5 protein-coding genes and 1 pseudogene are annotated in these 5780 nt (G+C 26.6%); all 6 read right to left on the minus strand.

The annotated features are described in order from the left end of the window. Nucleotides 1-488, minus strand: a pseudogene (locus NSA58_RS14660) (glycosyltransferase family 4 protein); the annotation flags it as partial. A 13-nt stretch (nt 489-501) separates the two neighbouring features. Further along, on the minus strand, nt 502-1359 hold the full coding sequence (locus tag NSA58_RS14665; protein WP_039681469.1) for a hypothetical protein: 858 nt from the start codon (nt 1357-1359) through the stop codon (nt 502-504). A gap of 142 nt (nt 1360-1501) precedes the next feature. Continuing rightward, nucleotides 1502-2932, minus strand: a complete 1431-nt coding sequence (locus NSA58_RS14670) for an ATP-binding protein (protein ID WP_039681468.1) — start codon at nt 2930-2932, stop codon at nt 1502-1504. Between the two features lie 3 nt (nt 2933-2935). Continuing rightward, entirely contained in the window at nt 2936-3634 is a 699-nt protein-coding gene (walR, locus tag NSA58_RS14675) for a cell wall metabolism DNA-binding response regulator WalR (RefSeq protein ID WP_039681467.1), read from the minus strand. A 31-nt stretch (nt 3635-3665) separates the two neighbouring features. Further along, the gene (locus tag NSA58_RS14680) at nt 3666-5018 is read right to left on the minus strand and encodes a hypothetical protein (RefSeq protein WP_039681466.1); all 1353 of its coding nucleotides are present in this window, start codon (nt 5016-5018) and stop codon (nt 3666-3668) included. A 10-nt stretch (nt 5019-5028) separates the two neighbouring features. Then, nucleotides 5029-5694 carry an HD domain-containing protein gene (locus tag NSA58_RS14685; RefSeq protein WP_052233174.1) on the minus strand — a complete coding sequence of 222 codons (666 nt, stop codon included), beginning with the start codon at nt 5692-5694 and terminating at the stop codon, nt 5029-5031. Nucleotides 5695-5780 lie beyond the last annotated feature (86 nt).

Here is a 5780-nt window from a genome sequence, read left to right on the forward strand (position 1 = left end):
TTATTTATATTTGAAATTATATAATTATGATTTAAATCTATATTTTTTAATTGTCTAAGACAGGTTCCATGACAAATAGCAACTACTTTAATATCTTTCACTCTTTCCCTTGCAACACTTGTAATTAAATATAAATGATTGCATATAATAATATCTGGTTTAAAGTCCTTTATTGCCATATCTAAAATATAGGTAAATTCTCCCTTAATTTTATTTATCATATCTTCAGTAAGATCTTTATATTTTGTACTTTCATAAGGCATAATATCACTCATACCCACGACCGGAAAAGGTAGTCTTTCACTATTATAAATCATAGGATAAAACTTTACCTTTTTATTTGAGTAATTCTTTTCATCATTAATATCTATACCTGCAATTACCCCTTGTTTATGTCCCAACTTATGCAAACTTTCAATTACTCCACTCATATACACCCCACTGCCTGTGCTATTTGGTTTTTGAGCTGTAATGTGCAATATCCTCATATAATCCATCCTTTTATTTTTTTATGATATGTAAATAGATACAAGATGAATCATCGCTTTCTTTGAATCTTGGAAATATCTTACCCTTTTTATCTTCTTTTTCTAATTCCCTTGTTTTCTCTTTAATATACTCAATCCCTTTATATTGTCCTATTTCCATAACTTCATCTTCTGTAAAAATATTATACCTATCCCAGGCACATGAAAATCCATCACTACTCATCATGATTTTAAGCTCATTTTCTATATTTATATAACCATGTATGGATTTTTCTACTGCCTCTTTATTAAACTCTAATATCCAGTATCCTTCCTCACTATTTTTCTTAAGCCTATTTTCTATTATAAGAGGAAGCAATATATTCTTTTTTTCTACTAAACTTAACTTTTCTATTTTATTAAGCTCACTCATTCTTATCAATACTTCTTCATCAAATTGGCAAACACGTTCATCTTTAATTATAGTATTTTTCTTTAAGTCATTTAATAATAAAGTACAATCTCCAAGAAGGAAATACTCTAGTTTATCTTCATAAAGCTTTATTATTATTGCAGAAGCTGAAGGTGTATCTAGTTCTTCAATTTTTAATCCATTTAGCTTTAATAAATATTCTTTTTTTATATCTTCCAATCCGTCTAATACAATTTTTTTTAAAGATGTATTTTTACTTATGTTTTCTTCTAAGTATTTATTCCACCAAGATACATACCACTTGGCATCACTTTCTTTAGATATTAAGTTTTTATTATTTAGTCCTGTTGCTCCATCTAATACCCATGCGCCTTTTTTACATATTCCCACCATATCTTCATTGTAACTTTCACTACCCTTTTCACAAAGTAGTTTAAACTCTTTGATATCTATTTCCATAGTACCCTCCAAATTAAGATATAAATATTTATCTGTAAATATTATTGTATAGTAAAGATAAATTATTACAACTATTTCCTATTAATTATAATTATTCAATATCAAAAAAGCCGTATCACAAATTTAGTGATACAGCTTTTTATTACATAGATTCTATAATTTTATTTTTCAGTGTGAAAGTTATGCTTGTACCCACTCCTTTTTCACTATCTATTATCATTTTTCCTCCATGTAATTTTACTATTTCATTACTTATGGCAAGACCAAGGCCACTGCCCGATTTATTGTAATCTTCTTGGAAGAACTTATCTAGAACTTTAGTTAAGTTTTCTTTTTTAATACCAACTCCATTATCCGTAACAGTAAATGTAGTGAATTCCTCACCTTGAGAAACTATTACAACTACATATCCACCTTCTGCAGTAAACTTTATTGCATTTTGGACTAAGTTAATTAAAACTTGTCTAAGTCTATTTTTATCACCTTGAATATCAAAAATTTCTTTTGTTTTAAATTCTGTAAGAAGTGTAATATTTTTTTCATTTGCCTTAACCGCCAACTGAGTTACTACACCCTTTGCCAGTCTAGTTACATCTACCATATCAATTTGTAATCTAATTCTATCTGATGATAAACGAGAAAAATCTAGTAAGTCCTCTACTAAAGATATCATTCTTTCTGTTTCATCTTGTATTATTCCAAGACCTAAGTCTAGCTCTTCTTTACCTATACCCTCATAAGCTAAAGTCTCACTCCATCCTTTTATAGATGTTAAAGGAGTTCTAAGTTCATGTGATACAGAAGATATAAACTCTTCTTTTAATTTTCTACTCTTATCTATTTCCACTGCCATATGCTCAAAAGTTTTCACAAGGTCTGCTATTTCATCATTGTGTAATTGCTCTTTTTTCAATTTAATATTGTAATTTCCTTGAGCTAATTCGTTAGCAAACTGTTTTAAGTTTTTAAGTGGTTTAATTAAAGATTCTGCAAATCTTAAACTAAGTAAAAGAGCAATAATTAGAATAATTACACCTGCAACAATAAAGAAGAAAACAAGTTTAATTATGGTATTATCAATTTGTCTTAAAGATAAGCTATATCTAACTACACCTTCAATTTGATTATTTACTTTAAGAGGTACTGATATACTCATAACATGTTCGTTTGTTCCCACAATATTATAAGTATACGGCGTTAAATTACTACTACCTCTTAAAGCCTTATTTACATCTTCATATTCATATTTTTTATTGGTTTTTATTCCATATTTGTCTAATATTAAGTTTTTATTTTTATCTATAAATTCAATAGAAAAATTTGTATTACTATTTACTTTTCCTTTTTCAAAAATATTTGAAACTTTATTTTCAAAACTAGTAGACTCCATTCCCACACCATCATATATATCAATAGTATAGTTTGCTTGAGAAATTAAAGACTGTTTAGCTGAGTTATAATAATAGTTTTGAAGATAAAACATAAATAGTCCTTCAAATAATGCTACTGTTATAATTATCATTATAAAATAATACTTTATGACTCTTTTTCTCAGACCTTCTAAATGTAGCACCTATTATTCATCCTTTCTAAAACAATATCCATAGCCCCAAACAGTTTGGATGTACTTAGGTTTTGATGGATCATCTTCAATTTTATTTCTTATTCTTCTTATATTAACATCTACAATTTTAAAATCATATAAATAATTACTTCCCCATACTTCATTTAAAATTTGATCTCTACTTAATGACTTTTTAGCATTTACCATTAAATACTTAACTATGGAGAACTCCGTAGGTGTTAATTCTATTTCTAATCCACTCTTGTATAATTTTCTTTTATCTATATTTAATACAAAAGGATCAGATATTATTTCATTACTCTTAAATTTATTTTCATCTTTTTTGACTCTTCTTATGAGAGCTGAAACTCTAACTAATAATTCTTTTATACTAAATGGTTTCACAATATAGTCATCTGCACCAGATATAAACCCTTCTAGTTTATCTTCTTCTTGGCCTTTAGCCGTAAGCATTATAACTCCAATTTGATCAAATTGTTGTCTAATAAATTTACATATTTCTATACCACTCATATCAGGTAACATCACATCAAGTAATGCTATTGATATATCCGGATGATTTGAGAGTTGCTCTATAGCTTCTGATCCACTTCCTGCTTCTATTATTTCATATCCTTCTCTTTTTAAATTTATACTTACAAAGCTTCTTATACCTATCTCATCTTCTAAGACTAATATTTTTTCCTTCATTTTTTAATAATTCCTCCCAAAATTTCAATTTCTATTTATAAATTATAGAAAAATATTCCTTCATATTTTCCAATGTTAAGTCGTATTTTTCAAAAGCATCTTTATTTTTAACTACTAATTGATAATAATTATTGTCTGTTTCAGCCAATATAGTGTCCATTTTAGGACTTGCTTTAGTGTCTTCAACTAAGTTTTTAGGAGATATACCTATTTGGAATAATTCCAATGGTTCTTTACTACTCTTATCATAGTAGTAAAACACATAATACGGTGTATCACCTACTATATTCTTTTGAATATATAATTTATTTGCAAGATTATCTGGTACTAAAAATTTAAAATTATTCTTATAGTTATAATAAACTTGACTTATAAATATTGTATCTGCATCTTTGCCAGTTTTATTATTCCACTTTCTCCAGCTTATAAGAGCTGATGGTTTACTATTTGATGTGAAGGTTTCAATCATATTATTATTTAATACAGGTATATCTATAATCCCATCACTATTTGCATCTTTCACTGGCACATAATAAGAGTTTAATATGAGTTTATCATCATCAAATACTTTTTTTAGTTTATTATCTTTTATAAATAATATTTGTGTACCATAACCATTCTCTTTTAAAGTAGGTATACTTAGTATTATGCCTTTTTTATTATTGTAGACCTTTCCAATTACTAAATATAAATCATTTAGATTTTTTACATTTGGTATTTTAATGGTATTAGTTGTTGATAATTCATTATCCTTTGAATAATTCAACATAGTTACATACATTTCACCATTACTACTATCATAATTCATCATTAAAATATCTAGCTTTAGATCATTATCAATAAATCCTACTTTTATTTTCATTTGAGTATATTTTTTATAGTCTTTTATCCAAGTTGGCTTTACTTTAGATATTTTTTTAACTTTATTATCCTTTATACTATATACATTCATAGTGATTACTGACTTATTATTTATAAGTAATATGACTTCATCATTTCCATCATTATTCAAATCATAAAAGTTTGCATATTCTATTTCTTCACCTTCTTCAAGATAACTATCCTCTAGAGTATACCCTTCATCATTTTTAGAAACGAGTACAAAACCAACCTTATTTATTTTTAAATTCACATCTTGCCTTTTTTGAAATGCAATTATATTTGAGTCTACTTCATTTATTTGTCCAACCTCACTAGAATTATCCGGCAAGACTAATGTGGTTCCATCTAAAGATTTGTTTATGAAAGTATATAATTCACTATTTCCTTTATCATATACAATATTATCATCAAGTAGATTTTCAGGTAAATCACTACTTGTATCGCAGCCTGTTGTCATTATACACATAACAAATACTAAAGCTGCTACTTTTAGTAACTTCATATATTCCCTCCTATTTATATTTGTCAGCAAAAAAGTTCTTAAAATTATTTATCCTTTTTTCTTCTTGTTTTACTTTTTCTTCACACAAACTCAACCTCCCCAGTCTATCAGCCAGTGAGAGTAAGCTTATTTCTTTATAATCAGAATCATTAATAATTTCTTTTTCTCTAAAATATGGTAATTTTTTATCATAGAATAATGGTTGCATATGATACTTTACTAATATACATACTTCATTTATAAATTTTTCATCTTCTGTCACTTGATGCAAAAATTGTCTAGATAATATTTCTCCTTGTAAATCATGTCCATAAGCAGTTATTCTGCCTTTTCTTTTTTTTGTTGTTGTCAATTTACCTAGATCATGTAAAAAAGCAGCCCACATAAATACTCTTTTATCTTTAGATTGTTCTTTATACTCACATGCTTTATCAATTACTAATAGTGTATGGTTTAACACGTTTCCTTCAGGATGATGAACTAAGTTCTGTTCTATATCTTCCAAATTTTTAACCTTAATAAAGGGCTTTTGATTAAACTCTCCTTCATTAATTAATTTTCTAATTTCAACAGATGGTTTATCACTATTTAGTAATATGTCATCTACTTTTAAAAATAGTTCTTTACAAGTCATACTAATCACTCTTTCTATTTTATTATACATGAAATTTTCCAAAATAAAAGATTACTTCCTTAAGTAAATCTTATTATATTCTAACATAATATTATTGTTTTATTTATACTTTCTTTTTTTCTTAAGAT

The sequence above is a fragment of the Terrisporobacter muris genome (assembly GCF_024621905.1).
GTDB classification, from domain to species: domain Bacteria; phylum Bacillota; class Clostridia; order Peptostreptococcales; family Peptostreptococcaceae; genus Terrisporobacter; species Terrisporobacter muris.

Bases quoted from the DNA above. Each gene is read 5' to 3' on its own strand.
- NSA58_RS14665 (WP_039681469.1), bottom strand. From the start codon at position 1,359: ATGGAAATAGATATCAAAGAGTTTAAACTACTTTGTGAAAAGGGTAGT.
- walR (WP_039681467.1), bottom strand. From the start codon at position 3,634: ATGAAGGAAAAAATATTAGTCTTAGAAGATGAGATAGGTATAAGAAGC.
- NSA58_RS14680 (WP_039681466.1), bottom strand. From the start codon at position 5,018: ATGAAGTTACTAAAAGTAGCAGCTTTAGTATTTGTTATGTGTATAATG.